This window comes from Paenibacillus eucommiae, assembly GCF_017874215.1.
Classification (GTDB): domain Bacteria; phylum Bacillota; class Bacilli; order Paenibacillales; family NBRC-103111; genus Paenibacillus_AI; species Paenibacillus_AI eucommiae.
The window spans coordinates 31,748-54,303 of sequence record NZ_JAGGLB010000029.1; the positions used below are offsets into that span (position 1 = coordinate 31,748).

The 22,556-nt window shown below is 44.4% G+C and carries 23 protein-coding genes and 3 pseudogenes; 20 read left to right on the forward strand and 6 right to left on the reverse strand.

Translation table 11 applies throughout. The features are described from left to right. Positions 1-53: 53 nt before the first annotated feature. The 3 genes and pseudogenes from J2Z66_RS31310 to J2Z66_RS31320 all read right to left on the reverse strand — a co-directional run bounded on the left by J2Z66_RS31310 (position 54) and on the right by J2Z66_RS31320 (position 3,709). Positions 54-2,114 (reverse strand): collagen-like triple helix repeat-containing protein, encoded by a 2,061-nt coding sequence (locus tag J2Z66_RS31310; protein WP_209976703.1) that lies wholly within the window; start codon positions 2,112-2,114, stop codon positions 54-56. 456 nt (positions 2,115-2,570) lie between these two features. After that, positions 2,571-2,888: pseudogene (locus J2Z66_RS44310) on the reverse strand (hypothetical protein); the annotation flags it as partial. Positions 2,889-3,265: 377 nt separating this feature from the next. Beyond that, a complete protein-coding gene (locus J2Z66_RS31320) occupies positions 3,266-3,709 on the reverse strand; it encodes an effector binding domain-containing protein (protein ID WP_209976704.1) in 444 nt (147 codons plus the stop codon). 209 nt (positions 3,710-3,918) lie between these two features. Between J2Z66_RS31320 and J2Z66_RS31325 the strand changes: the two genes are divergently transcribed. The 4 genes from J2Z66_RS31325 to J2Z66_RS31340 all read left to right on the forward strand — a co-directional run bounded on the left by J2Z66_RS31325 (position 3,919) and on the right by J2Z66_RS31340 (position 5,929). Then, positions 3,919-4,365, forward strand: coding sequence for a MarR family winged helix-turn-helix transcriptional regulator (locus J2Z66_RS31325; protein WP_209976705.1), 447 nt, complete (start codon positions 3,919-3,921; stop codon positions 4,363-4,365). Between the two features lie 80 nt (positions 4,366-4,445). Continuing rightward, positions 4,446-5,258, forward strand: coding sequence for an SDR family oxidoreductase (locus J2Z66_RS31330; protein WP_209976706.1), 813 nt, complete (start codon positions 4,446-4,448; stop codon positions 5,256-5,258). Positions 5,259-5,357: 99 nt separating this feature from the next. Further along, positions 5,358-5,609 (forward strand): SRPBCC domain-containing protein, encoded by a 252-nt coding sequence (locus tag J2Z66_RS31335; protein WP_209976707.1) that lies wholly within the window; start codon positions 5,358-5,360, stop codon positions 5,607-5,609. Continuing rightward, on the forward strand, positions 5,606-5,929 hold the full coding sequence (locus tag J2Z66_RS31340; protein ID WP_209976708.1) for an ArsR/SmtB family transcription factor: 324 nt from the start codon (positions 5,606-5,608) through the stop codon (positions 5,927-5,929). The genes J2Z66_RS31335 and J2Z66_RS31340 overlap by 4 nt, the downstream gene beginning before the upstream one ends. A gap of 34 nt (positions 5,930-5,963) precedes the next feature. On the opposite strand, the gene J2Z66_RS31345 is transcribed toward J2Z66_RS31340, so the two are convergent. Further along, a complete protein-coding gene (locus J2Z66_RS31345) occupies positions 5,964-6,860 on the reverse strand; it encodes a serine hydrolase domain-containing protein (protein ID WP_209976709.1) in 897 nt (298 codons plus the stop codon). Between the two features lie 306 nt (positions 6,861-7,166). Here J2Z66_RS31345 and J2Z66_RS31350 point away from each other — a divergent pair, with 306 nt between their 5' ends. Then, positions 7,167-7,367, forward strand: coding sequence for a DUF2197 domain-containing protein (locus tag J2Z66_RS31350; RefSeq protein WP_209976710.1), 201 nt, complete (start codon positions 7,167-7,169; stop codon positions 7,365-7,367). Between the two features lie 119 nt (positions 7,368-7,486). Here the strand turns inward: J2Z66_RS31350 and J2Z66_RS31355 are convergent, their stop codons facing one another. Beyond that, the gene (locus J2Z66_RS31355) at positions 7,487-8,401 is read right to left on the reverse strand and encodes an immunoglobulin-like domain-containing protein (RefSeq protein WP_209976711.1); all 915 of its coding nucleotides are present in this window, start codon (positions 8,399-8,401) and stop codon (positions 7,487-7,489) included. 193 nt (positions 8,402-8,594) lie between these two features. Here J2Z66_RS31355 and J2Z66_RS31360 point away from each other — a divergent pair, with 193 nt between their 5' ends. The 12 genes and pseudogenes from J2Z66_RS31360 to J2Z66_RS31415 all read left to right on the forward strand — a co-directional run bounded on the left by J2Z66_RS31360 (position 8,595) and on the right by J2Z66_RS31415 (position 17,556). Next, the gene (locus tag J2Z66_RS31360; RefSeq protein WP_209976712.1) at positions 8,595-9,269 is read left to right on the forward strand and encodes a stalk domain-containing protein; all 675 of its coding nucleotides are present in this window, start codon (positions 8,595-8,597) and stop codon (positions 9,267-9,269) included. A 187-nt stretch (positions 9,270-9,456) separates the two neighbouring features. After that, positions 9,457-10,044: a CDP-diacylglycerol--glycerol-3-phosphate 3-phosphatidyltransferase gene (gene pgsA / locus J2Z66_RS31365; protein ID WP_209976713.1), complete on the forward strand. Its 588-nt coding sequence runs from the start codon at positions 9,457-9,459 to the stop codon at positions 10,042-10,044. Positions 10,045-10,068: 24 nt separating this feature from the next. Then, positions 10,069-10,962: a PhzF family phenazine biosynthesis isomerase gene (locus J2Z66_RS31370; protein ID WP_209976714.1), complete on the forward strand. Its 894-nt coding sequence runs from the start codon at positions 10,069-10,071 to the stop codon at positions 10,960-10,962. Between the two features lie 77 nt (positions 10,963-11,039). Further along, positions 11,040-11,843 (forward strand): metallophosphoesterase, encoded by an 804-nt coding sequence (locus J2Z66_RS31375; protein WP_209976715.1) that lies wholly within the window; start codon positions 11,040-11,042, stop codon positions 11,841-11,843. A 30-nt stretch (positions 11,844-11,873) separates the two neighbouring features. Beyond that, the gene (locus J2Z66_RS31380; RefSeq protein WP_209976716.1) at positions 11,874-12,383 is read left to right on the forward strand and encodes a GNAT family N-acetyltransferase; all 510 of its coding nucleotides are present in this window, start codon (positions 11,874-11,876) and stop codon (positions 12,381-12,383) included. 93 nt (positions 12,384-12,476) lie between these two features. Next, a complete protein-coding gene (locus J2Z66_RS31385; protein ID WP_209976717.1) occupies positions 12,477-13,217 on the forward strand; it encodes a WecB/TagA/CpsF family glycosyltransferase in 741 nt (246 codons plus the stop codon). Between the two features lie 102 nt (positions 13,218-13,319). Next, the gene (locus tag J2Z66_RS31390) at positions 13,320-13,649 is read left to right on the forward strand and encodes a hypothetical protein (RefSeq protein ID WP_245375978.1); all 330 of its coding nucleotides are present in this window, start codon (positions 13,320-13,322) and stop codon (positions 13,647-13,649) included. 91 nt (positions 13,650-13,740) lie between these two features. Beyond that, positions 13,741-14,448, forward strand: coding sequence for a metal-dependent hydrolase (locus J2Z66_RS31395; protein WP_209976718.1), 708 nt, complete (start codon positions 13,741-13,743; stop codon positions 14,446-14,448). A gap of 65 nt (positions 14,449-14,513) precedes the next feature. Then, positions 14,514-14,714 (forward strand): annotated as a pseudogene (locus tag J2Z66_RS31400) (VOC family protein); the annotation flags it as partial. 121 nt (positions 14,715-14,835) lie between these two features. Then, a complete protein-coding gene (locus tag J2Z66_RS31405) occupies positions 14,836-15,768 on the forward strand; it encodes an amidoligase family protein (protein ID WP_209976720.1) in 933 nt (310 codons plus the stop codon). A gap of 86 nt (positions 15,769-15,854) precedes the next feature. Continuing rightward, positions 15,855-16,037: pseudogene (locus J2Z66_RS31410) on the forward strand (DUF4259 domain-containing protein); the annotation flags it as partial. Between the two features lie 250 nt (positions 16,038-16,287). Continuing rightward, positions 16,288-17,556, forward strand: coding sequence for a histidine--tRNA ligase (locus J2Z66_RS31415; RefSeq protein ID WP_209976721.1), 1,269 nt, complete (start codon positions 16,288-16,290; stop codon positions 17,554-17,556). Between the two features lie 12 nt (positions 17,557-17,568). Here J2Z66_RS31415 and J2Z66_RS31420 read toward each other — a convergent pair whose 3' ends face one another. After that, entirely contained in the window at positions 17,569-18,696 is a 1,128-nt protein-coding gene (locus tag J2Z66_RS31420; protein ID WP_312894854.1) for a UDP-N-acetylmuramoyl-L-alanyl-D-glutamate--2,6-diaminopimelate ligase, read from the reverse strand. Between the two features lie 135 nt (positions 18,697-18,831). Here J2Z66_RS31420 and J2Z66_RS31425 point away from each other — a divergent pair, with 135 nt between their 5' ends. The 3 genes from J2Z66_RS31425 (at position 18,832) to J2Z66_RS31435 (ending at position 22,485) form a co-directional block, all read left to right on the forward strand. Then, the gene (locus J2Z66_RS31425; RefSeq protein WP_312894855.1) at positions 18,832-19,086 is read left to right on the forward strand and encodes a hypothetical protein; all 255 of its coding nucleotides are present in this window, start codon (positions 18,832-18,834) and stop codon (positions 19,084-19,086) included. 6 nt (positions 19,087-19,092) lie between these two features. Beyond that, positions 19,093-20,223, forward strand: a complete 1,131-nt coding sequence (dnaN, locus tag J2Z66_RS31430; protein ID WP_209976723.1) for a DNA polymerase III subunit beta — start codon at positions 19,093-19,095, stop codon at positions 20,221-20,223. 207 nt (positions 20,224-20,430) lie between these two features. After that, on the forward strand, positions 20,431-22,485 hold the full coding sequence (locus J2Z66_RS31435; RefSeq protein WP_209976724.1) for a hypothetical protein: 2,055 nt from the start codon (positions 20,431-20,433) through the stop codon (positions 22,483-22,485). Positions 22,486-22,556 lie beyond the last annotated feature (71 nt).

Below are 22,556 nucleotides of genomic sequence, written 5' to 3' on the forward strand. Positions count from 1 at the left end.
AGGGTTTCGGCCCATAAGGCCAAAACCCTTAATTTCATAACCAGTACCTTTTTCTACCTTTGGTCACTAATGGAAGCATTGCTGTTACTGGCAGATAGCGCAGTCAAAGGATCGTAGGGAGAACCTGTTGTGGTACCAACTAGCAATGCGATATCAACTGCATTTACCGGAATTCCCCATGAATTTCCCGAAAAGACAAAGATCGCTCTATCAACAACAAATCCGCGACTATTATAAACTACATTATTGATGATATGGCCTGTTGAGTTCGGATTTAAATAGGCAGGTTGTCTGAGTGAATAAAAAACATTATCTTGAACTATTAGATTAATTACATTTGATTGTGTTAAAAATCCACGATTTACTACCCAATCTGTTGATGGTCCAGCTTGAGGTGGTCCATAAATAACATTATTAACAAGCTTATGATTTGTTCCGGCAAGTTGAATAAACTCTATCGCATACGCATTATTACTAGTGATCGTCAATCCATCTATGGTTACACCATTTCCGGTAACGAGAAAAGGAATTATGGCAGCTTGTAATGATATTAGTGTATTTGGATATCCTCTTAATGTTACGCCTGCTTTATTAATTGTTATTTGAGAAGTAATTGGATAAGTTCCACCTAACACATGAATAGTCCCTGTTGGGGATACAGCCGTCACACCTGCTTGTATGGTTCCAAACGGGTTAGCCTGGGTGCCATTTCCTCCAACTGATCCTGCTAGAACATATACTTCAAATGGGTTGGGCTCAAACGTGCCGGTAGGTCCAATTGGGCCTGTAGCACCCGTCGGCCCCGTCGGCCCCGTTGAACCAGTAGCACCTGTAGCGCCCGTTGGCCCCGTTGAACCAGTAGCACCTGTAGCGCCCGTTGGCCCTGTTGAACCAGTAGCACCTATAGCACCCGTTGGCCCTGTTGAACCAGTAGCACCTATAGCACCCGTTGGCCCTGTGGGGCCTGTAGTACCTTCAGCACCTGTTGGACCAGTTGCTCCCGTCGGTCCTGGGGGCCCTCCCTCCGGTCCAGTCGGACCTATAGCTCCTGTAGCACCGGTCGGCCCAGGCTCACCAGTAGCCCCGGTAGGTCCAATCGTACCCGAATCCCCGGTTGGTCCAGTTGCCCCCGTCGGTCCTGGGGGCCCTCCTTCCGGTCCAGTCGGACCTATAGCTCCCGTTGCACCTATCGGCCCAGGCTCACCGGTAGCTCCGGTTGACCCAGTAGCCCCTGAATCGCCGGTAGGTCCCGTAGCTCCTGTTACACCTATAGGTCCAGGCTCACCAGTAGCCCCGGTTGATCCAGTCGCACCTGAATCGCCGATAGGTCCCGTAGCTCCTGTTGAACCTATAGGTCCAGGCTCACCAGTAGCCCCGGTTGACCCAGTCGCACCGGAATCGCCCGTCGGTCCCGTAGCTCCTGTTGAACCTATAGGTCCAGGCTCACCAGTAGCCCCGGTTGATCCAGTCGCACCGGAATCGCCCGTCGGTCCCGTAGCTCCTGTTGAACCTATAGGTCCAGGCTCACCAGTAGCCCCTGTTGAACCAGTCGCACCGGAATCGCCCGTCGGTCCCGTAGCACCTGAATCGCCTGTTGGGCCCGTAGCTCCCGTTGCACCTATCGGTCCAGGCTCACCAGTAGCTCCGGTAGGTCCAACTGCACCTGAATCGCCCGTTGGCCCTGTTGCCCCAGTTGGTCCTGTGCTTGAAATATCATCCTGAACTATGACAAGAGTAGCTTTGACCGGCACTATGGTTGAAAGGAAAACTTCAGCAGTGCTGGCATTTATCAGGGAAAGCGTTACGGGCGCCGCGAAAACATCTATTATTCCTATACCTGTAACCACTCCTGTTTTAATAGGTGAATTACCTTCCAAAAAATCACCTTGTGAGGAAGAGAGGGCAAATACCGCTCCATTGATGGATGCAGATGATTGCGTTGCAACCGACCAATCCAAAATATACCTGCCTGCTTCATTAAAAGTTATTACACCTGTTATTATGTTATAACTGATATTTCCAGAAGAGTATACTATGCTATTGAAAATCACATTGTTTCCAATGTTAAACGATCCAGCCGTTAAACGTTCTAATTGCAGTGCTATATCACTCATGGTTCTCCTCCCGTTCAGTTTTTAAAGTGGTACACCAATCTCAATGATGACGATATTTGCCTGAACAGGGGTTATTCCATAATTTACTGTTTCGTTGGTAACATTCACCAGAGCGATATTAGCAGGTATGGCTCCTACAGTTATCAAGGCACTGCCATTAAGTTGCCCTGTCACAATGGGGGATGTGCCCGATATTCCTACTCCACCATTCAGCACTATATCAAAGGTCACACTTGTGGATGGGCCTGCTCCGTCTGTAGAGACCCACCAGTTTATATAGTAATTTCCAACGGCTACTATTGTGAATTCTCCTGTTGCAGCATTATAGATTATGTTTGAACTTTGGTTGTTTATCACCGTGTCAAAAATAACATTGTCTCCATCATCTATTGTGTCAGCACCACTTTCTTGAAGCTGAGCCTGAATTCCTACCAATTGTCCAACAGGCCCAGTCGGCCCTGTTGATCCAGTAGCACCTGTCCCACCGTCTGCCCCGGTAGCGCCTGTCTGTCCAGTAGCTCCTCTTACGCCGTCGGCCCCAGTAAGGCCAGTCGCACCCGTCGGCCCAAATGCACCCATAGCTCCTGTTGGTCCAGTCACACCAGTGGCCCCAGCTGGTCCCGTCGCACCCGTAGAACCCGTTGCTCCGTCCGCGCCGCCAGCAGGCCCCGTCGGTCCAGTGACACCAGTGGCCCCAGTACCACCTTCGCCGTATTTGCCTCGTTTGCCGCGCGGTCCCGTTGCCCCCACTGGTCCTCGATAACCGCGGGGACCTCTAAGCAAGGTAAGTTTTACACAACAATCTTTCTTTATTGATATTTTCTTCTTTTTCTTATCGCAGCTTCTTCCAGATTTAGAGCGAACAGTTAGCGATTCGTTGTTTTTGATCCATTTTTTGTTGGTCAGTCTACGCCTATTATGCTTGTCAAAAGAATCTTTCAGTGGAAACACCTCCTTGTTGATATAGTACGTAGGGGATTTGGAAAACGTATGTGCATTCTGGAAACTATAGACTGAGCTTCATAGAAATGCGCAAGAGCGGAGGGGGTTAAAATTACAGAGAAAATGGTGATGAGAAATAGTGAAGAGAATAGAAAAAAGCGACTCCGAATGCAATCGCTAGATGGTTATTATCTATTTGATTTGTGATTTTATCCGTTTATCGGAAAGTAGATTTCGGTCACACCCTGTGGTTGGAGATCTTCCTTGAAAATCTCAAATCGGATTTTATCAACGTTCAAGTTATATTTGTCCTGAGCTGGTTTGTTGCAGAAAAAGTCCCAGAAATCACCGATATACTTTTCTTCAAATCGAAAAACCTGGTAGCCATCCGCAGGAATTGTTATTTGTACCATACCTTCAGGAACAATCCCTATGGTGGAGACCGCAGCAGCGGCATATAATCCGTCCGGGCTAATTATCAAATACTCATGCTCATTGATTCGATGCGGAATCTCAACCTTTCGGGCTTTCAAAGCTGCAAATAGCTTCTGTTCGTCCTGGGGACCGTCCCCTCTGAACCCGATTGTTTGTATGGCGTTCATCTGAAATTGCTTTACTTGCATCAGGGTTTCGATATTCGTTTTGCTATCCATGAAATCTCCTCCTCGTTCATTCTTTTTCATTGAAGCGACGTACTAGAGATTTCTGCGTACAGCTTACGTTTTCCTTTGTAGTTGCAAGAGAATGTCGCGCAATTATTGACCCTGAGATCAAGGCTGCTAAAAGTCTGTTTGACAAATAGCATGAATCTATAGTAAATTCAATTTAGTTAAGTGCTTAACTATTTAATGGTGGTGAAATTATGAAAGACTTGCAAGAATACGTGCTTGATTTACCGCTGCATACGCAGGCTTTTTTTTCCTTGGTTGAAGCAACTGCGAATTTGGTCGATGTTTCGGAAAAATATTGGCAATCGAAAGGTCTGAACGGTGCCAGAATTCGAATTTTGGTTGAAATTATGAAGGAAGGAGGCACTCTGCTGCCTTCAATGCTCGCCAAGAAAATTGGCGTTACGAAACCGAATATTAGTCTTTTGCTGATCCCATTAGAAAACGAAGGATTAATTCGTCGGGCAAGTCATCCTAAGGACGGTAGAAAAACGGTGATTTCAATAACGAGCGAAGGCCAGAGCCTCCTTTTAAAATATTTACCTGAAAATCGTCAAGAGATTGCGGAGAAAATGAAGGTGCTGGAAGAGCAGGAGCTGAAGCAGCTTCTTGTTATACTAAATAAACTACGAAAAACTTAATATGATTTTTTTATACAAATAGTTAAGGGCTTAACTAAAATTCATCGAAAAATTTGTGACAATAGGAAGGATGAAACCCCATGTCAATCGCAATTACGGGGGCCAATGGCCAATTAGGAAGTTTAATCATCAAGCAGCTTTTGCAGAAAGTTTCGGCTGATCAAATTATTGCCTGTGTTCGCAACACAGAGAAAGCAAACGAATTTCGAGAGCAGGGAGTTGAGGTGCGTTTTTGTGACTATGATCAACCTGAATCCCTGGATCAAGCATTTGCTGGCGTCACTAAGCTATTACTCATTTCAAGCTCTAATCAAGATGATACGATTCGGTTTCGCCAACACGCGCATGTCTTAGAAGCAGCGAAAAAAATGAAAGTTAAACATCTCCTCTTTACAAGCTTTGCTTTTCTTGGATCAGGCTCGATTTCACCATCTCATTTGTATTTGGCGACGGAGCATGCCATTCTTACGACCGGAATTCCGCATACTTTTCTTCGAAATGCCTTGTATACTGATTTTGTTGGAGTACTTGGTCTCAATGATGCTATAGCTGCAGGTGAACTGAGCACATATCCTGGGGATTGGAAGTTTAATACGGTGATGCGTAGCGATCTTGCTTTAGGAATAGCAGCAGTTCTTTCTGAATCTGGTCATGAAAATAAAACCTATGAGCTCACCGCGCCGCGTCCATGGACATTCAATGATCTGACGAAAGCTCTGTCTGAGCTTGCAGGTAAGCCCGTTTCTCTCCGTCAGGATCCTCTAATCCAAAACTGGATCTATGGTTTTCTGGGCAAAACTGATACGTCCTCAACCTCATCCGATTTGGAAAGATTAATTGGAGATCCTATCATCCCACTGAAAGAAAGCATTAAACCATTTATTACTTTTTAATACCTCATATGTCTTTAGCGATTATAGAGCAGTTGCACGAATAAGAAGCTCGTGTTATCCTATATGCAACTTATTAATTTCACATGGGAGGCTAACGAATTGGAGCAGATAACGGTTGTACGTGAGGCTGTTGTGCCGCTGCAGCGCTTCGCTCTTCGTTGGGAGCTGGGCTCGCCAGATCATGCTATGGTGACCACCTTTTTGCTCGCGGAGGAAAATGGCGGAACACGCGTGACAATAACCGAAACTGGATATGAGACCAGGGAGCAGGCGAAGCCAACAGAAGAGGGCTATGCCATGTCACTGGAAAACTTAAAGGCGCATCTGGAAGGAAGGAGGCTGCCTTATTGAGCACGGAGCCCATATTCGCGGCCCTTGGGGATCCCTTCCGCAGAAAACTGCTTGAGAACCTTGCTGAAAACAGTCCGAAGACAGCGACCCAACTGGCTGAGCTGTATCCCCTTACGCGTCAGGGCATTCTCAAGCATTTGAATGTGCTCGAAGATGCCGGCCTGGTAGAGGTTCAGCAGCAGGGACGCGAGAAACGCTACTTTCTCACTCCCGCCCCACTCGGCGAGCTGGAACGTTGGGTTCAAGCGATTGGCGGCAAGTGGGATGAGCGCCTGCAGCTTCTTAAGGGCATGATTGAAAATGAGAACATTATAGAATGAGCTGTACCTCCAAGATCACCCGGCATTACAGGGATTACCGGCTTTTTAAGCAGTTTAGTAAGGTGCTGTTAAAGACAGCCTGGTCTTCCTTATAATTATCGGTGTATTTATTATACATTCGAACCCCGACCGCATTAAACTCAGGTACTACCACACAATGACAGCCCGCGGCACCCGTAGCGTAATACCAATCCTGTTGATAATACCAGCCCAAAATCCGTTTCTCGATGCCTTCCTCTGCCTTCAAGCTTTCGAATAGCTCAAAAACCTCTACGGGCAGCAACTGCGTTCCGTTTATGAAGCCCTTCTTTAAGTGCAAGTATCCCCAGAAACCAAAGTCTCTTGTACTTGTGTAGAGATTGCGTTCATGACCCTCGTTAGATTCGATTCGGACAGAAGCGTAGCCGTCTCCAGCTTGAAAGTCACACACCAGATTTTCCTTAGGAGCAGTGACCCATTCAGTTTCTGATAGCTGCATCGGCTGAAGGACTTTCCTCGTAATAAGCTCAGCAATGTTAAACCCTGTAATACGTTCTATGACTTTTCCCGCCAGTTCTTCCCGTTCGATTCTATTTTTGCCAAAATATTTCGCACCTGTCTTTGTCGCCAAATGGCGCAGAGTGATAGCACCTAGCTCGTCTGGAGGAATATCATCGATAAACGCATAGACGGGCGTGTCTATATTTAAATTTCCTTCAACTATGGCGATTGCGGTCGCTAATCCAACATAAGTTTTTCTTGCAGAGTATAGGTTAAACAAGGAAGCTGCGGAAACTTCACGTGCCCCCGATTTGAAATGATGACTTCCGTTATACCATTCTGAAGCAATTTTATCGTCCTGAATCACGATCAGTGCGGCAGCGGAGGACCCAACGTCTTGTTGAGTATGCTGAACATAAGAAAGCAGCGGGGCAAATTGTTCATTTTTCATTTCATGTTTAACCTCCAATAAAACGTTTGATTTGACTGTTAGGTTGTATTCGATTTTTAGGAGGAAATACCTTTTTATTCCACGGATGAAGTGAGAAGGAGGACTTCACAAAAATGCTACAAACAACCGGAAATATACGGCGAACTATTGTGAAATTTGTTGTTAAATTCATCCTTTTATAGTAACTTGTAGTTGAGGTCTCCCCGCAATGGAGATTAAGCATGCTGATTATTAACGGGATGAATATAATAAAGAGATTCTGAGCTTTTTAAGTTTCAATTAACGGATAATGAGGAGGCTCGTGAGATGAAGGTGACATGCATGTTTTGTAAAACTGAGCATCTGATCGACAGCAATCATTCTCAATATGAGAAATTAAAAAGTAAACAATCAAGCAGCTACGTTTGTAAGTCATGTAATCATTCTTTGCAAAGCGAAGCGAGAAAGAACGTGGATTATGATCCAGAAGTAATTGATCCGTATAAATTTGACAAGCTAATTCCTTAAGCGATAGTAATAAATAAAATAGAATAACTTAATTTTCTTGGCAGCCGATGGCTGCCTATTTATTTTAACATAGTTAATTTTTAATTAGGCTGAATATCACTAGTATCTCTTTGCTGTACCTATTGAATGAAATCAGCAGCCAATCTTGAAGTCAGATCAGTCATATATCCCTGAATATGCTTCACGATCCGGTATTGCCCTGGTTCAAGCTTTGCAGATAATTCAACCTTCTCCTGAAAGGATTCCCCTGGCTTCAAATGCATCGCAATACTGGCAACCTCACCATGGATGGGTACCACTTTCCATCCCTCAGGCACTTTGCGATAAACATCGTATCCATAACCGAAGTACAAATCCGTTGGCCCGGCATTGTATAGGGTTAAAATTGTCTGACCGGAGCCGTTTGTCTCATCGGAAGCTTCTGCAGGAGGTTTGACAGTAAGGCGGGCATTGAGCTCATAAGCCGGCACAAAAAGAGGAGTCAGCCAGGTGTCCTCAACAACGTTCTCAGAAGAAAGAATTTCTATGCTGAGCAAATAATTGGTGTTCGGTTGGTCGGGCATTTTGTGCGCAAAATCCACACGGCCATTAACCGTATTTTGAATATCGGCTGAGTACTCCTTAATAAGTTTAATCCGTTGGCCTGCCTTGTCCCGGCTTGTTAGTTGAAAACGGACGGAACGTCCTTCCGGAATACTGCCTAATGCGGCCCCAACCGCACTTCCTGCCTTAATTTCTCCTGAAGAGAAGGAAGTGATGAGATTAAATCCATGCTCTCCTTCGAACCATTTTCCGGTACGGGGACCGTAGTCCTGCGCAGCTGCTGCCGCACGTTCTGGTGGAATCATGTCTGAAGCTTGTAACGTATCTGGATCGCCCACCGTATCCGTTAAATATACAATGGTTGCATCTATGGTGTCAGAAACTGTGGAAGGGACGTTCTCCGAATCTGAAACTGATTTGTTTCCACATGCAGATAAAACAGAGCCAACAACGATAATCAAGATCATCATATAAATATAAAGCTTTCCCAAAACATAATCACCCCCTGTTTACAGACGGCCCTTTTAGGGAAATAGTTACAACTTGTAAGGTATAGGTCAAATGGATCGAAAATATTGATTTCCGAAACTTTTATTGTAGAATTCGCGTATTACTTATTGTATTTTTGAATTTTCCACGCCAGATATGAAGCACAGCATTTTACGGGAAGAGGAGAGAAATAAAGTGAAAAAGAAGCTTATCGCTACCGCACTTGGAGCTACTATGCTGCTGGGTACAAGTGTTGGTGTTTATGCCGGTGCAAATCTGAAAGAAATCAAGGCTTATCTAAACGGAGGCATTCAGGTGAAGTACAACGGCAGCCCAGTACAGCTTCAAGATGAACAGGGCGTTGTGGTACTGCCGATTACTTATAATGGAAACACGTACCTGCCAGTAAGAGGCATTGCCAAAACATTGAACGTGGCCGTGGATTGGAATGTGGAGACATCGACAGTAGAGCTGGGAGAAAAGGCTGAAGGCGTAGCCATTAGTACCGGATTTAGCAGCTCGAATTACCACACGAAAGATCCGGCACTGACCACTTACAAGGATAAGGATTACAAAGAAGTGTATTTTGACAATGCCACAGCGTCCCGGTCGAGCGGCTTTATGCTGTATCCGAAGGGGAAATATCAGAAGCTGTATCTTCAGGTTGCTGCAACAGGAAAAGATATTGAACAATTCTCTGTGGAAGATTCCAAAAATGATATTAATCTTAAGCAAGAAACAATTGCTATCCAAGACGGTCTGAAAACGATTGAGATTGATATCGGCGGTGTAGAAGAGATCTTTGTTACTGCCTCTGTGAAAGCCGATGGCGGAATGTTCATACCGTTGACAACTTCATACTATAAATAGATGGTAAACAAATGTTGAACAATAGGATATAAAAGCAAACGCACCCTGAAGAGGGTGTTTTTTTTTTACTGTGTATACCAGTGGAAAGATCGTTTTGGTATGGAGCAACACTTCTTCTTCTTAATGTATTCCGCTTTATGGTACAATGAGATGGAATGCTGAAACCGATGAAAGAGGAGAACGACCTATGAATCTTGCGAATAAAATTACCATTGCGCGGATATTAATGATCCCAATATTTATTTTGTTCTTCCCCACTTATCCGGATTGGCTCGCCGAGAAATCTGTGTTCATTCAACATATCAATGTATATGGCATTTATTATGCAGCAGCAGTTTTTCTGCTTGCGTCAGCAACAGATAAGCTGGATGGCTACATTGCCAGGAAATACAATCAAATAACGAACTTGGGAAAGCTGCTAGATCCATTGGCAGATAAACTGCTTATCTCAGCCGCATTGATCCTTATGGTGAGCCAACAGTTGCTTTATGCCTGGATTGCATTAATTATCATAGGGAGAGAAATCATTATAACAGGCATCCGAATTGTCGCTGCATCGCAGAAAATGGCTTTACAAGCGGATCAGTACGGTAAAATAAAAATGGTTTTTCAAGTTATTGCAATCGCTGCGATTTTGTTAAATAATCGTCCGTTTAGCTACTTTACTGACATTCCGATCGACCAAATACTTATGTATATAGCATTAGTTTTGACGGTATATTCGGGCTATAACTATATAAGGAATAATTACCGTAAATTAAAGCTTGATACGTAGGCCTGAAGCGCTGGAGGTGCACTTGTGAAACCAATAAAGGTTTATCATTACGACGCGTTCAGTAATATCCCGAATATGGGAAATCCGGCGGGAGTAGTATTGAACGGAGAAGACCTGTCGGATGAGCAAATGCGAGAGATCGCAGAAAAAGTAGGTTTTAACGAAACCGCTTTCCCGCTTGTATCGGATAAAGCCGATCTCCGGATACGTTATTTTACACCTGGTCATGAAATCAATCTTTGCGGACACGCAACAATGGCAACTCTGTATGCACTGCAAACAAAAGGGTTGTTGGATAATAAAACGGCCTTAACCCTTGAAACCAAGGCAGGAGTTTTGCCGATTAGATTTACTTTTGATTCGATTGGGGGGCTTTACATAACAATGAAGCAAGCCGCTCCGCAATTTCAAGAATTCAACGGTTCGCTTCGAGACTTGGCCCTTTCAATGGGAGTCGAAGATGAGGATATCGATAGAAACTTGCCTACCTTATATGGAAGTACGGGGATATGGACGTTATTGATTCCTGTTAAAAATCTTAATACTTTCAAAAAAATGAAACCCAATAATGCACTTTTTCCTGATATTTTAAAAGAAATGCCTAAAGCTTCGATTCATCCCTTCTGTTTAGAAACATACGATTCAGATGCACATATGCATGCGCGCCATTTTTCATCACCGTTTTCTGGTACGATTGAAGACCCTGTAACCGGTACGGCCTCTGGTGTCATGGGCGCGTATTATGCTAGATATATAAACAATAGTTCAGATTCCTTAATAAAGCTTGTAGTTGAGCAAGGTCATGAAATAGGTAAGCACGGAAGAGTCGGAGTATCCGTATCAAGGAGCAATGGTCAGTTCGATATTGAGATTACTGGAAGTGCTGTTTATGTTAAAGAATATGAGATCCTAATATAAAAGTGAACCATCTGCTTCTTAGCCAAGTCAATTATTACCGAATGAATCTCTTTCACGCGGCGGAGGAACTTCTGATAATGATGATCGTTATATGTTTGGCAGCTGCAGTAATAGTTGGTCTTGTATTTCAGACATTTTATGTAAAGCATTCGTATCATTCACTTGGCTCTATGCCCCATAGATCAAACTCGAAGTTTACCGTTGTCCAGTTATCTGATCTACATGGTCGTACTCGATTTTTAAATGGATCGTTAAGCAAAATGGTAAACAAAATTCAACCTGACTATGTAGTCATTACGGGGGATCTAGCCTCAAAAAAGAAGCAGTTAGTACGCGTTCTGGATGAACTTCAAAAAATAGAGTGTCGTAACATTTACTTTGTTCCAGGTAATTATGAGCGTGAGGAAGTTTATAAATTCCGTAAACGTTCTTTTTCTGCAGATGAATATGCACATATTATTCAACTTATACAGAAGCAAGGAATAACTGTTCTAGAGAACAATGGTGCACTAAGGGATATAAACAATAAGCAGCTATTCATATACGGATTCGATAACTCCATTTATGGAAATGAACGAATTAGCGTTAGCCGCGCAGGTTTGCAACACTATGACTATGTGATTTTCCTTGCCCATTCCCCAACGATTATTGATACGGTAGACAGAAAGCAATTGCCCTATAATCTGCTGCTTGTTGGGCACACTCACGGAGGGCAGATAAGACTTTTTGGTCGAACGATAGGTGCGTATAAAGATTGCCATGTTGGGCTGAAAATTGTAGAGGGAGGCAAGAGCTTCTATATTAACCGTGGTTTGGGAACGGTGAAAATCCCTCTTCGTTTCGCCTGTCCGCCGGAGATTGCTGTGTTTCAGATTGGATAAGTGAAGAACATACGGATTGAAGGTGATTGTGTGAGTAGTCAGGTGAAAATCGAGCAATTAAGTTCAACTAGAGAATATTTGAATGAGCTTACGGAGCTTCTGATTCAGGTAGTGGAGGATGGCGCGTCGGTTGGATTTTTACCTCCCCTGCAGCATTCAGAGGCCGCTCTCTATTGGGAACATGTATTGAACCCTGAAGTGATCTTATTTGTCGCCAAAATAAACAATCAGCTCGTCGGCACTGTACAATTGCATTTATGTAATAAGCAGAACGGTAGTCATAGAGCCGAAATCGCTAAATTAATGGTACATTTGAATGGCAGACGCAAGGGTATTGGCCGTTTACTTATGCAAAGAGCAGAGGAAAGAGCGAAGCAGGAGGGGAGATCTTTGTTAGTTCTCGATACAAGAGAAGGGGACCCTTCCAACCACCTGTATGCTTCAATAGGTTATATCCAGGCTGGACGCATTCCTAACTATGCAGAATCTGCAAACGGTGAATTTGCTGCAACGATTTTTTACTATAAGATCCAGAATTAAATTGAGGAACATTAGTTACCATGATCATATTGAGCAAATGATGGAGACTCACAGCATACATAACTTATGATTGGATCGGCAGGTGGATTTTCAATGAACAATGTCGCAAGGATTATGGGGATTCCGTTTCCAAAAATTACAATGGAGCAAACCTTGGAATTGCTCGGTAAGGTAATTGATCAAGACCAAGCGGGGCTTTTCCATGTTGTTACCGGGAACCCTGAGATCGTAATGTCATGCCAAAATGATAAACAGCTGCGCTCCATAATAGATGAGGCTGGCTTGATCACTGCAGATGGGATTGGAATCGTCATGGTATCCCGGATTAAAGGGGGCCACCTTCCTGAGAGGGTTACGGGCTGCGATCTTCTTATAAAAATGCTTGAGGCCGGCAATCGGAAAAAATGGTCTTTTTACTTTCTTGGAGCAGACGAGGTGACGAATAGAAGAGCGTCGGAAGTCATTACTCAAACCTACCCGAATGTATCCGTATTAGGTGGTCATCATGGTTTTTTTAGTGAGGAAGAAGGCCTAAAGATTGTTGAAGAAATTCGCTCATTAGAACCTGACGTATTAATAGTAGCTCTCGGTGCCCCGTATGCTGAACGCTGGATCCATAAGCATAAATCAAGTCTTAATGCCAAAATTGCCATTGGTGTCGGGGGGAGTCTGGATATCATCGCAGGGAAGGTTAAGCGGGCGCCGGAGATTTGGCAGAAATTGCATGTAGAATGGCTATTTAGATTAATAAATCAACCATCGAGATGGCGGAGGCAGATGATTTTACCGCGGTTTGCTATTAGGGCTATCTTTTTCAAAGAAAGTAATAAGTGAAGAATGCTCTAACACGCTCCACAATGGATACCCAAGAAGGAGTGTAATTACCATCATTTAGCTCAAAAATGTTATAATTATCTCAAAGAATTTGCGAAGGGAATGATGAAAATGCTGGGCATAGTTGCTTACTCATCATTGCTTATTTCTTTCATAACAGCAGTTTTGGCAATAATGGGCTACCGCTGGCTTTACTGGATTTCGGCTTTAGGCGTGTACATGTTTAGTATTATAGCAGGATTTACGATTGGCCAATTCACTGTAGGTTTAACCTTTGTTTTTTTAACTCTGGCTGTTGGCAGCTCTTTGCGGATGTTGAAAGGCAAGCTGCGCTCCACTTTGATTGTTGGTTGTGGTTTTGTGCTTGGAATTTGTATGGTGGTGTTTGTTGATGATAAGTGGCTGTTCTTTCCTTTGAGATTCATTGTCTAGGGAATGCCAGTTCAACCATTTACATGGATAGATAGTTGGGCATAATGGAGTGGGCATACTAAACTATTTTAAAGAAGGGCAGGTAAAAGGGATGAAAATAGAGTATCATGGTCATTCTTGTGTGCAGTTGACGAGTGGGGGACAGTCGATCATCATCGATCCGTTCCTGACAGATAATCCGTCCGCTTCTGTTGATCCGGCGAGCATCAAAGTGCAGTATGTGCTGTTGACGCACGCCCACGCTGATCATATTCAAGATGCTATCACGATTGCCAAGCAAAATGATGCGAAGCTTATCGCCATTCATGAGCTGGCTACGTATATGAGCTGGCAGGGCGTGCGCGTTCAGGATATGAACATCGGAGGCAAGCTGTCTCTTGGATTTGCTGAGGTTCAGATGGTACCTGCGTTCCACAGTTCAAGCATTGTGCTGCATGACAAGCAGTCGATCATCTATGCCGGTATGCCTGCAGGTCTTCTCATCCACTGGGAGGGGCTTACGATTTTGCATGCTGGCGACACCAATCTGTACTCCGATATGAAATTGATCGGCCAAAAGCATCATATTGATCTGGCGTTCCTGCCGATTGGCGATGTGTATACGATGGGACCGGAGGATGCTGTGGATGCGGCAGAATGGTTGAATGCGAAGCGGGTCATTCCGGTTCATTACAATACGTTCGAGCTGATCCGGCAGGACGGGCAGAACTTCGTAGAGCTTCTCGAGCGCCGCGGTATCGAAGGCAAGGCGTTGAAGCCGGGCGAGTCGATTACGCTAGAGAGCGGGCAGAGCAAGTAGAACTTTCTGTAGTCATAATGGGGCAAAGATTATTGTTACTGGCTTGATCAGTTTTCCATATGGATGAATTCACATTCACTCCATCCATATCCTTGTATGTAACATGTGATACTGAAGAAGAGATCGATCGGGTTTTCGAAAAGCTTGCTCAAGATGGTGCCGTTTTGATGCCATTAGCACCTAGTCCATTCAGCGAAAAATTTGGTTGGGTACAGGATCGGTTCGGTGTCTCCTGGCAATTAAATCTTGGGAAGTTAAATATGTAGCCATATTTGTTAAATCTTCGTGTAAACATCATCATGAGGAGGAGTACTATGTTCAGAAAAAAAATCCCCCGCTAATCTCGTGGTCCACCACCTCTCTTTCATGTTGCAGGAACGACTGTGAATGAACCTAAAAGAGAGGAAGAAGAACATGTGGCCGAAAAAAGTGAATTGGAAAGAATTAAGATTCGGTGTTGAAATTGAGTTTATTGGGGGAAACCCGGAAAATTGTGCTTTGTTACCTGGCTGGGTTATGGCTTTGGATGAAAAGCAAATTGACGAAACAGGTGCAGCCTCAGGTAGTGAGCTTCAATCTCCTCCAATTCAGTGGGAAGATAAAGAGCAGATTCGGGAGATGTTAAGCCGGCTTCAAGCGCAAGGTGCTTCTGCAAACTGGAGCTGCGGACTGCATGTTCACATAGGTTTAGAGCACTGGGGAGAGGCGGTTATACTCCCATTAATAGAAGCTGCACTGTTGTATCAACAAACTTTACAAGCCTTATTCAACACTAGCCGGCATAGGCTGATATTTTGTCCTCCTGTTACGGGGGAGATGCATCAACGCTTTCTTTTGAACCAAGATCCAGAGGCACTTCGGCATCGAGGACGCCCGCAATCCCATCGTTGTGGGATCAATGCAGCGCCATGGTTCGATATAGGGACTGTAGAAATTCGTTATGCAAACGGTTCTTTGAATTACGATCAAGTGCTCAACACGATTGAGCTGTGTCTGCGTTTCGTAGCTGCTGTAGGAGAAGATCGTAAGTTATCGTCTGATCCGCAGGAAATGGCCATTGAACTAGGCGCACCACATGAGGGTTATCCTGTTTCAGTGCCAATTCCACAATGGTTTAGGGAAAGAACGTGGCTGGAAGAAGCGCTAATTCCGGTGATAACTCCCCTGGCAGCTGAACTTGTAGAGAACGGCGAGATTCATCACCTGTTGCCAGTTCCTGATGGAATTTTAGTTGCCATTGAAAAATCGGATGGAACTTTAAGCCAATATGTTTTACAGCCACCTTCAACAGGATGGCAGCTTGTGCGTCAGCTTTTGTAGTAATACTAAGAAATATTTTCGTAATCATTTTTTAGCTTGCTCCCCTCTGTCAAAACGACGGGGGGGGCAGCTCCAGTTATGTTGAGGACCTGGAAGAGTGGCTCACCATACATAAAGGGCAAGGAGCAGATTTGCTTTCATTAGCGCAAGAGGCCATTAAGCTGATCAAGAACAGTTCGGAATTAAAAGAGTTATGGGAAGAAACTGAAGACTATAATAACTGGCTGCAAGTTGTGAATGATCTGGAAATTCGTATTCAGTCCAAATAAACAGTGGGCTTGCATGGCCTTGAAGGATCGGCTATAATTTTTTGTAATCACGTGTTGAAGGAGATCCCCATTATGTATACAACTAGGCTGAATCAACTTCATCATCACAAGCGGCGTTAGCACACCTGTAAAAAATCAGGGTGGGCTAACGCTTCTCGCGTTGGCCTCCCTGCGGCATATCCGAACGCGCAGGACCAAGAGGTCCTGCGCGTTTTTTTGTTTTATCTAAAAAGAGAGGAATGATGGGATTATGCAAAATGTGAAAGGTACCTACGATTTTTTCGGAAAGGAACAAGCGCTTAGAAAGAAAGTTCAAACTACTCTTCAAGAGGTGTTTGAATTGTATGATTTTGACGAAATGTCCTCAACCTTGCTGAACGAGCTTGATCTCTTGGCCTCGAAGTATGCGGGAGGTGACGAAATATTAAAAGAAATGTACCAGCTAACCGATCAAGGCAGTAGAAATCTTGGACTTCGATACGATCTGACCATTCCTTTTGCCAAAGTAATCGCACTAAATCCCGGCATAGAGCTTCCATACAAAAGGTATGAAATCGGGAAGGTTTTTCGTGATGGTCCCGTCAAACGAGGGCGTCTGCGTGAATTTTTACAGTGTGATGTTGATGTTGTGGGCATAGACGGACCTGAGGCTGAGGCTGAGCTTATGCAGCTTGCGGTTGAAGTGTTCAACAGGTTGAGTATCCCGATCATACTTAAATGGAACAATAGACGTTTTTTGGGAGAGGTGCTTGAAGCCATTGGGGTACCGTCTGATGACAAGCTGTCGGTCATGCTGACACTCGATAAAGTTGAAAAGATCGGAAATGACGGTGTAAGAAAAGAGCTTGTAAGCAAGGGACTGGATGCTCAAATCATAAATGGAATTACAGAATTGATTGAAATGAAAGGCCAAACGTTCGAACAAGTGTCTGGTAAATATGGAATTCAGAACTATCCGGGTGCTTTAGAGGTCCAGGTTTTGCAGAATTTGATTGAGAAATTGGGACTTGGGCAAGCTTGCAAATTCGATCCATTTCTATCACGCGGGCTGTCCTTCTACACGGGAACGGTGTATGAAATTTTTGATGCTGAGGGCTTATTCCCTTCAAGCTTAGGGGGTGGCGGCCGGTATGATGCGATCATTGGTCAGCTAGTTGGCAGGGATGATATTCAATATCCAACCGTTGGCATTTCATTTGGCATGGAATCGATCATGGAAATGCTCGAGAATCGCCCCGTACAAACACCTATTGCCGCGGTTGTTATCATCCCTATTGGAGCAACCATCGCTAGCGCACTAGCTGCTGCAGCAAATCTGAGAGCAAATGGTATTCGTACGAGTTTAGACACAGGCAGACGAAAATTAAAAAAATCACTAACGCAGGCTTCTTCCAAAGGAATCCGGTATGTCATACTGATCGGTGAAAATGAAGAAAGCCTTGGAAAAGTAAGGCTGAAAGACATGGACGAGCAGACGGAGCTGGTGCTGACTCTTCAAGAAGTTATTAGCTTTTTCTAGGGCCTACTTTTCCTACAGTACTCTTTTACGAATCGCTTCTCTGGCTTCTTCCCGATCATCGAAATGTACGGTGCGATCTTTCAGGATTTGATACGTTTCATGCCCCTTTCCTGCGATCAAGACTATATCTCCCGTACCAGCCATTTCAATTGCCCGTTCAATGGCTTGTCTGCGATCTTCAATCAGTTCATAGGATTCAGGCGAGGCCCCAAATTCCTTTAGGCCATGCTCAATATCAATTAGAATGCCCTTTGGATCTTCAGTCCGGGGATTATCGGAAGTAACAATAACAAAATCACTGTATGCGGCAGCGAGCTTGCCCATGATGGGACGTTTGGTTCGATCTCTGTCTCCACCACACCCAAATACGGTAATGATCTTCTTATCCGCAAACTCACATAAGGTAGAAAGCGCGTTATCCAAACCGTCCGGAGAATGCGCATAGTCGGCAAGCACGAGGAAATCCTGACCTTCATCAATGACTTCCATTCTACCAGAAACGGTTGTTAAATCGAGCAGCCCTGCTTGAATAACATCAATCGGGATCTGTTCAGCCAGAGCTGTACTGATAGCCGCGAGTGCATTGTAGACATTAAAGGTACCAACCAGGTTTAGTTCAATTGTCGTCGTTCCGGCAGAAGAAAGCAGCTGGAAGGTGGTACCTTTCGAGGTCAACTGAATCTCTTTGGCCATGATATCTGCCGGGTTTTTAATGCCGTATGTAATCACTTGCGCTGCTGTCAAGCTTTTCAAAATCTTCGAGGCCTCATCATCGGCATTTAATATGGCGAATTTACGTTTAGCAGGGTCTGGCGAGAAAGAATTGCCCATTCTTGAGAAAAGAGTCCCTTTAGCCGCGAGGTAATTGTCCATGCTTCCATGATAATCCAAGTGATCTTGAGTCAGGTTAGTAAAGACAGCCGTTCGAAATTCACAGCCAAGTACACGGCCCATATGGAGCCCTTGGGAACTCACTTCCATAACACAAAAATCCGCTGAAGCATCCTTCATCTTTTTTAAATTGGATTGCAGGGTATGAGGGTCTTGTGTATTTATGTCGGTATCCAGCATGGCAGCACCTATTTTGGTGCCGATATTCCCCATTAAGCCTGTACGAAAACCAGAACGCAGTATTCCCATCGTGGAATGTTTTTCCTTTTTTTGATTTGAAAACTTTGAACGGCACATTCGATGTTGCAACCAGGATAGGCTTATGCTAAAGTAAAAATATGTATATTTTGATTTTGGTAACCTTTTTCAATGGAGGTGGGCTAGGTGACAAACAAACATATAAAACTAGGTGTGCCCAAGCATGAAGGGCAATTGTCTATGATGTTCTCAAAAGGAGGATCGCGTGACGGGTCTGGAAGAAAAGCACTCGGAGAAACGAAGAAAGTTTCCTTAACCTTATCCACTGACATTTGGAATGAATTCGAAAACCATTGCAATACACTTAAATGTTCGAAATCTGAAGGATTGCGGGGTATTATCGAAGCTTATTTTAGACAAGAGCATATAGGGGATAGGTGAAGCGTTGTGCTGATTAAGATAAGCCAAAAGCTGCTGATGAATGGACTACAATATGTTGCACATGCTGCCGCCACAAAAAACGCTATCCCGATTTTATCAGGTATTAAGCTAGAAGCCGATCGCAGGGGTTTAACACTTACGGCTGGTAATTTAGGCATGATGCTGCAGTACAGAATTCCCTATAATGAAGAGGAAGCAGTTGTATATGAGGGTGGAAGCATTGTTGTTCCTTCACGGCATTTCGTTGAGATTATTCGTAATTTACCTGCAGGTCTTATTAAGCTAGAAATCAAAGGGGCGTTCAATCTTGGAATCCATTCAGATAACGCCGTATATCACTTGTGCGGGGCAGATGCAGGGGATTATCCTCAAATTTCTGAGCTTAACCTACATAGCAGATTTACTTTTTCGAAAGATCAGCTTAAAAGCCTTATCAGACGAGTGTCTTTCGCTGTCTCCACTTCCGAAGCCAGACCTGTGTTAACTGGTGTCATGTGCCATTTTAGCAGCGAGGATCTTAGGCTAATAGCAACAGATGGCGTACGGCTATCTTCCCAGACTACTAATCATTACATAACAACAGAGCTAGCTAGTACGGCGACTTATGTTATTATTCCAGGAAAGCATTTATCCGATTATGCCAAAATGCTAGGTGATGAGCATACCTCGACAGAACTAGGGATAGGGGATAATAAAATAATTTTCAAGTCAAACAACTTACTTATGCAATCATTATTAATAGACGGAACCTATCCTTCAGTGGACAAAGTCAAACCGGAAATATGTACGACAGAAATTGTTCTGGATACATTTCATGTATGGCACGCTCTTGAACGCGTTTCTTTATTAGCAGGAGAAAGCAAAGTTGTGAAATTACAGGTCTCCTCAACGAATTCAATTGTGCTAACTTCACAAACAGCAGAAATTGGTGACGTTATGGAGGAGGTTCCTGTGGAAGAGCTCATTGGAGATGAGATTACTGTACACTTCAACGGCAGATACATGATTGAAATTATGCGCGCTATTGATAGTAAGCAAGTGAAATTAAGCTTTTCCGGTCCATCCAAGCCAATTCTTGTGCAGCCAACGGATACCTTGAACTCCTTTTATATGATCACTCCCATAAGGTCCCACTAGTAGACGATAGATGATAAGTGAACTAAACGATGTGTTAATTTACCATTATTTATGATGCAATTCATACGCAACGTAGTATAATCAAAATAACGGACCTAAGGCTCAGAGGCAGTTCCAGAGTGAAAAGATCGTATCGTTTTGTTGTCTCTGAAAGCGGTTGCGATTATGGACAGGTGCGTTAAAAACTGAATAAAGGAGACAGTAAACATGCTGCGAATTGCATTCACAAATGACTCTCCATGCCTTATTTCTGTCGATTCTCAAGAAAGCTATTCAGATCTGCCCTATCAATATGCGCTGAGATATTCCCGTAACGATCAGGAGATATATGAGGGGAATTTAGAAATGTCTACGATGACTCACTCTGAAGATGACGCGGAACTTCAAGGAAGCTTTGCTGCTTCTGGCATACTGCTTAAGCAAAGGTTTCGCCATGAAGGGGATGGGATATCTGAAGAGATCTCCATAACGAATCCCAATATTCATCCTCTTATGTTGAAGCAGGTATACTTCGGCTTTACAAAGAAGCTGGAAGACAAATCGGATTATCGCCTAAGGGCTATTCCGTTTCTTGTTCAACTGGATGGAAGTGTCCACGATTATACAATTAAGCAGCTTGTGGAGGGACAAGCCATAAATGCAGACCAAACGGATCTCTCCAGAGAAGAGCCGCTCCTGTTGAAGGAAGGGCTTCGTTCAGAAGCTTGGGCATGGGGGGATGATCATCATGGCATTGTCATCATCAAGTATAATAACGAGCAAGTTGAGTATTCCGTTGCCAGAGCTGCTAATGAGCAGGGGGAAGCAGTGCTGCGATACGGCGGGGCGGGCCTCTCACTTTTCAGTGAGCCCTCAGATTCGTCTACTCTGGAACCGGGACAGACATTTACCTTTGGTAAAACCTACTATTTTCCATATGAGGGCAATATTCAAACAGCATATGCTGTTTATCGTACCTTTCTCGAGAACAGGGGCCACACATTTGGCCGTACTTATAATCCGCCTGTCAATTGGAATGTGCTCTATGATATCGGCTGGCACCACTCCAATGCTGAACAGCTTCGTATACATTACCATAAAGAAGCCATTATGAAGGAGGCCAGCAAAGCTAAGGATATCGGCTGTGAGCTCCTCTATCTGGATCCAGGTTGGGAAGTTGCTGAAGGCTTGACCCTTTGGGATGAGTCGCGGCTTGGTGACGTTTCTGAGCTTGTCCATGAGTTGAAGGAGCAATATAATCTTGACCTTGGTTATCGTACAATTCTTCGGGCCTACAAGGATGGTTGGAATGAAGACCATTACGTCCGGCATTCTTATGGACTTATGCAGCCTGACCGCATGGAGCCTGTTTGGGGATACCATTTTTGGGAGCCGTGCCTTTGTGACCCGGAGTATTTTAATGAAAAATTACAAAGAATTTTGGCCATTACGAAACAGGGTATGCGATTTATGATGTTTGATGAGATGGATTGGCGGGGACCTTGCAGTAATCCCAATCATGGTCATCAAGTGCCTTCAACTGCAATAGATCACATTAAAGCTGTGTACCGGCTCGCAGGCGAGGTTCGCCGCCAGTATCCCGCTGTGCTGACGGAAGTCCATGATCCAGTCTGGCCTTGGACGACATCCTTATATGTGCCGACTTATTTCCGTCAGGGACCGGAAGGCGTGGGCTATTATGATGAAAATTGGGGCTTCGAATATATGTGGAACTGCATCGAGGACCTGAAGACTGGCAAAGCGCTGGCCCTCTACTACTACAATCTTGGCTGCAGCATTCCCCTATATCTGCACATTACAATGGCCGCTGATAACGATGCCTGTGTTTTCTTCTGGTGGACTGCTTCCACGGTCCGGCATTTGGGCATCGGCGGCAAGTATAGCCATCCTACCGTTGAGTTCGCAGGAGAGCTGGTTGCGTACGACCAAGAGAAGCGCTATTCGGACTATCGGGATCAACTAAGCGTATATCAGAAGCTGAAGCCTTATTTCGTTCGCGGAACGTTCCACGGCATAGCTGAGCATGTCCACCTCCATACACTGGAAGGAACTTCTGGTGGGGTAATCAATGTTTTCAACCTGATGGAAGAGGAGCGGGAGCTTGAATTCACAATTTCACTTGCGCTGCTGGGTGGTGAGGAAGACTTGCTGGTAACGGGAGCGGAAGCCTCTTGGAGCAATGAGGAGGTTACATTCCGGTTAACGCTTGCTGCCATGTCTCCCGGCATTGTCGTTGTGGGAGAAGCAGCGGGGCTCGTATGAGTTGGGCGCTTTCCGTGATGTTGCAAGTAGGGGAGTCTATTATATAATTTAGGAATAATAACATCAATCTT